Source organism: Trinickia sp., assembly GCF_035492435.1.
In the GTDB taxonomy this organism is placed as follows: Bacteria; Pseudomonadota; Gammaproteobacteria; order Burkholderiales; family Burkholderiaceae; genus Trinickia.
Genome location: NZ_DATJJF010000118.1, coordinates 1 through 4,608, shown reverse-complemented (window position 1 = coordinate 4,608; position 4,608 = coordinate 1). Strand labels below are relative to the sequence as shown.

The window sequence follows — 4,608 nt, the reverse complement described above, 5'->3', positions numbered from 1 at the left end:
ATCGTTGGTGTGATGTTCTCGCGGATACCCGTGAACATCTGCCGTGGCAACGTCGTTTGTTCCGCACCTGCGAGAAACAGCGTGACGACTACTTCGTCGAACGACGTCGCGAACGCGAACAGCGCACCGGAAATCACGCCCGGCGCGATGACGGGCAACGTCACGCGGAAGAAGGTGCGTGTCGGATTCACGCCGAGCGATAAACTCGCTCGTACGAGGTTGCCGTCGAAGTTTTGCAGGGTTGCGCCGACCGTCGTCACGACGAACGGCACGCCGAGCGCTGCGTGAGCGAAGATCAGCCCGACATACGTGTTGGCAAGTCCAAGCGGAGCGAAGAAGAGATACATGCCGACGCCCACGACGATCACCGGTACGATCATGGGCGAAATTAGCACCGCCATCAGCAACGCCTTGCCACGAAAGTCCGCTTTCGCGAGCCCGAGCGCTGCCAGCGTGCCGAGCACCGTTGCCACGATCGTCGCCGACGGCGCGACGATGAAACTGTTTTTTGCCGCCATGCGCCATTCTGTCGACGTCACCAGGTTCTCGTACCAACGCAGGGACCAGCTCGGAATCGGATACACAAGAAACGAGCTCGAAGAAAACGAGAGCGGAACGATGGCGAGCACCGGTAGCACCAAGTACAGCAGAGTAAGCACGGCGAACCCACGCAACGCAAAGTACCATGTACGCTCGATGAGCGACGCATGCGGTGCGAAAAGCGGTTTCGAGAATTTCATCGTCAGCTCGCGAGCAAAGGTCTTTTTGGACTGCGTCTTTCGAACGATTCGGTCACACGCTCAAAGGCTCGGCTGGGCTCGCGCAAACCTGCGGTAAACCGCGTAAAGCACGAGGGTTGCGGCCAGCAGCAAGCCGCCTAGCGCGCATGCCATGCCCCAGTTGATCGTCACGTTCGTGAAATAAGCGACGTAGTAGCTCACCATCTGATCGTCCGGTCCGCCCAACAGAGCGGGGGTGATGTAGTAACCGATTGCAAGAATGAAAACGAGCAACGCACCCGCGCCGATGCCCGGATAAGTTTGCGGAACATACACGCGCCAGAACGCGGAAAACGGGTGACTGCCGAGCGAGACGGCCGCGCGCTGATAAGTCGAAGGAATGGATTTCATTACGCTATAAAGCGGCAGAATCATGAACGGCAACAATATGTGCGTCATCGATACATAAACTCCCACGCGATTGAACAGCAGCGCGAGCGGAGCGTTTGTCAGACCGGCCGCCTGCAACGCGCGATTGACGAGCCCTTCGTTCTGCAGCAGCACGATCCAGGCGGCGACGCGCACGAGAATCGATGTCCAAAACGGAATCAGTACGAGAATCATCACCAGATTGGCTCGACGCTCGGTGAGCGTCGAGATCCAATAAGCGAGCGGATAACCGAACAACAACGCCGCCAGGGTGACCACTGCGCTGATCACGAAGGTGCGTTCGAAGACGGCCAGATAAATCCGTTGGTCGGCGTCGGTCCGTTCTATGTGGCCAAAAGCATCTTGGCGATGGTCGAGCGCGGAGAGCAGATAAAACGGCGAGTAGCGGGAGCCGTTCTTCGCGATCGCGCGCCAGTAGCGCACGTCGCTCCACCGCTCGTCGACGTCGATCAGCATCGCGCGGACTTGAGCTGGCGTGAGGTCGCTACCGGCCTCGCCCTTGAGCGGCATTGCGCGCGCCGTCTTCGCAACGAGCGAGCGAAAGCCCGCAATCTCCACGTTGAGCCGGCGCGCGAGTGCACCAAGTGCCTCGCTGCCGTCGAGGGAAGTCAAGTCGCCGGCGAGTGCCGAGTAAGCCGCATCAGGCGGAACGCTTTTGCGATCCCAATCGCGTAATTGCGCGAGCGTTTTCGGCAGAGCATCGGCGACTTCGGGGTTCTCAATCGCGCGCGTGAGCAATGTGGCAATCGGCACGACAAAGATCAGCAGCAAAAAAATGGCGAGCGGTGCAATCAGCAGCAGCGCCGTCGCCCGCTTGCGTGCGTGGGCGACTTTGAGCTCGCGTCTGAGCACAGCCATTGACGCGGCGTCTCGGTCGCCCGCGATCGTTATCGTGTTCACGTTCATCTCCTGCCCTGCCTGCGCTGGGGCGTTCGTCGCACCGTCCGCATGGTGCGCACGGCGCGGTCCCACGTGAGGCATCACACGTGTTGCGTCCGTGCCCTCGACGATCGTGTCATTTCGATGCCCACGACGCAAAGCGTTGCTCGAGCTCGTCACCGTGATCGGTCCAGAACGACAAATCTTGCAGCACCGCGTTCTTGCCGTTTGCCGGCGAGTTCGGCAGATTCGCGAGTGTTTTCTGATCCAGCGATTGGATCGCTTGTCGATTGACGGGACCATAGGCGATATGCTGCGCATAAATCTCTTGCGGCTTCGGCGAAAGGGTATAGCTGATGAATTGCTCGGCGGCTGCTTTGTTCGGCGTGCCCTTCGGAATGACCCAATAGTCGAGGTCGTAGATGCTGCCGTTCCAGACGACCTTCAGATTTTTGCCTTCGCGCTGCGCCGCATCGATACGGCCATTGAACGCCGACGACATAACGACGTCTCCGGCGACGAGAAACTGCGGCGGCTGCGCGCCCGCCTCCCACCACTGAATGTAAGGCTTCAACTCGCCAAGCTTCTTGAATGCACGGTCTTGGCCCGCCTTCGTCGCAAGCACTACATAGACGTCCTTCGGTGCCACGCCGTCGGCCATTAGCGCGAACTCGAGGTTGCCGCGCGCGCCCTTGCGCAAGGCTCGCTTGCCGGGAAACTTCTTCACATCCCAGAAATCGGCCCAGCCGCTCGGCGCGGTTTTCAACTTGTCGGCGTCATAGGCGAGCGCCGTCGACCAGACGAAGAAGCCCACGCCACACGTGTGCGGCGACTCGGAGATGAGGTCGGACTTGTTCGCAATCTTCGACCAATCGAGCTTCTCGTAAAGTCCCTCGTCGCAACCACGGCCGATGTCGCCCGATTCGACTTCCACGACGTCCCAGTTCACATGCTTGGCCTCGACCATCGCCTTGATCTTCGCTGTCTCGCCGTTGTATTCGACGGCGGTGATCTTGTCGCCCGTCTTCTTTTCGAACGGCTGGTAATAGGCAACTTTCTGCGCTTCGGCGTTGGCGCCCCCGAAATTCACGACAGTCAGTTCGGCAGCGGTGGCGCCGCCCACGCCAAGCAACCACGAGATGGCGAGAACAGCCGGCGTAACGACAGCACGGCGCGTCAGTGTGTTGCGGTGGTTCATCTTAGTCTCCTTATTCTCGACTGCGTGGATGGTCCGCCGGCACACACCATTACCGGCATTGGTACACCAAGAGTGCGATGCGGGCGGGCCGCAGCGCAGAAGGGCGACGATGGCGCTCCATCAACATGCCGAATCGCGAACTCGTGCAAACATCAAGCAAATACGCGCAGGTGCTCGGCAGCGAACTCGAGCGCAACGGACACACCGGGTGCGAAGGTTTCGAGCGCCTCCGCTCCAAGCGGAATCTTGACCAGGCATTCGTCCTGCTGAGGCACGGCGCACCGCATCCGCACGTGATCGCCGAAATAGATGAGCCCTCGAATCTCGCTTGCGAGCGTGTTGGCACCGTGGCGTCCGTTCATGCTGCTATTGCTCGCACCACCGTCTGCACCGGCGGCAAGCCTCAACCGCTCGGGGCGAATACATGCAACTGCCGGCGTGCCGACGCGTGCGTCTGCGATGTTGCGACCGACGACGTGCGTGCCGTCGTGCAGGCGCAGGCGGCAAAACTCGCCGTCGATGTCGTCGATTGTCCCGCGCAGCCGGTTGCTATCGCCGATGAAGTTCGCGACAAACTCGTTGCACGGTGACTCGTAAAGGCGGTTGACCGTATCCAGCTGCTGCACGACGCCCTTGTCGAACACGGCCACGCGGTCTGACATTGTCAATGCCTCGCCCTGATCGTGCGTCACGTAGACGAACGTCAAACCCAGCTTGTCGTGAAGGGCCTTCAGTTCGTATTGCATGTGCTCGCGCAGTTGCTTGTCGAGCGCGCCGAGCGGTTCGTCCATCAGCACAAGCCGCGGTTCGAACACGAGTGCGCGCGCAAGTGCGATGCGTTGCTGCTGGCCGCCCGAGAGCTGAGCCGGATAGCGCTTCGTAAAACTGTCCATGCGTACCATCTTGAGCGCATCCGCCACGCGCGCCGCGCGTTCCGTGACGCTCATCGCGCGCACGGTCAGGGGGTATTCGACGTTTTGCGCCACAGTCATATGAGGAAAGAGCGCGTAATTCTGGAACACCATGCCGATGTTGCGCTTATGCGGCGGCACGCTATTGAGCAAGCGGCCGTCGAGCCGGATCTCGCCGCCGGTCGGAAATTCGAATCCGGCCAGCATCATCAGACACGTCGTCTTGCCTGAGCCGGAAGGCCCAAGCAACGTCAAAAACTCCCCCTGGTAGATATCGAGGTTGAGTCCCTTGACTACGAGCGTCTCACCGTCGTACGTCTTGCGTACCTCACGAAAGCTAACGATCACCTCATCCGTTCTCATCGAGTCGGTCTCCGGCATCGCCCGATTGGCATCTATTAAGATGCGCCACGCGCACGGCATTTTCAATCCAGATAATCTGCTACGGCCA

4 protein-coding genes are annotated in these 4,608 nt (G+C 60.1%); all 4 read right to left on the bottom strand.

Annotation, left to right across the window (positions count from 1 at the left end; all coding sequences use genetic code 11):
- On the bottom strand, positions 1-740 hold a 740-nt coding region (locus VL598_RS09070), incomplete at its 3' end, for an ABC transporter permease (protein ID WP_325326378.1).
- Between the two features lie 60 nt (positions 741-800).
- Positions 801-2,075: an ABC transporter permease gene (locus tag VL598_RS09065; RefSeq protein ID WP_325326379.1), complete on the bottom strand. Its 1,275-nt coding sequence runs from the start codon at positions 2,073-2,075 to the stop codon at positions 801-803.
- 109 nt (positions 2,076-2,184) lie between these two features.
- Positions 2,185-3,246 carry an ABC transporter substrate-binding protein gene (locus VL598_RS09060; RefSeq protein WP_325326377.1) on the bottom strand — a complete coding sequence of 354 codons (1,062 nt, stop codon included), beginning with the start codon at positions 3,244-3,246 and terminating at the stop codon, positions 2,185-2,187.
- 152 nt (positions 3,247-3,398) lie between these two features.
- A complete protein-coding gene (locus tag VL598_RS09055) occupies positions 3,399-4,520 on the bottom strand; it encodes an ABC transporter ATP-binding protein (protein ID WP_325326376.1) in 1,122 nt (373 codons plus the stop codon).
- Positions 4,521-4,608 lie beyond the last annotated feature (88 nt).

What these genes read in the sequence shown, in the direction of transcription:
- VL598_RS09065 (WP_325326379.1), bottom strand. Translation starts at nt 2,075, where the DNA reads ATGAACGTGAACACGATAACGATCGCGGGCGACCGAGACGCCGCGTCA.
- VL598_RS09060 (WP_325326377.1), bottom strand. Translation starts at nt 3,246, where the DNA reads ATGAACCACCGCAACACACTGACGCGCCGTGCTGTCGTTACGCCGGCT.
- VL598_RS09055 (WP_325326376.1), bottom strand. Translation starts at nt 4,520, where the DNA reads ATGAGAACGGATGAGGTGATCGTTAGCTTTCGTGAGGTACGCAAGACG.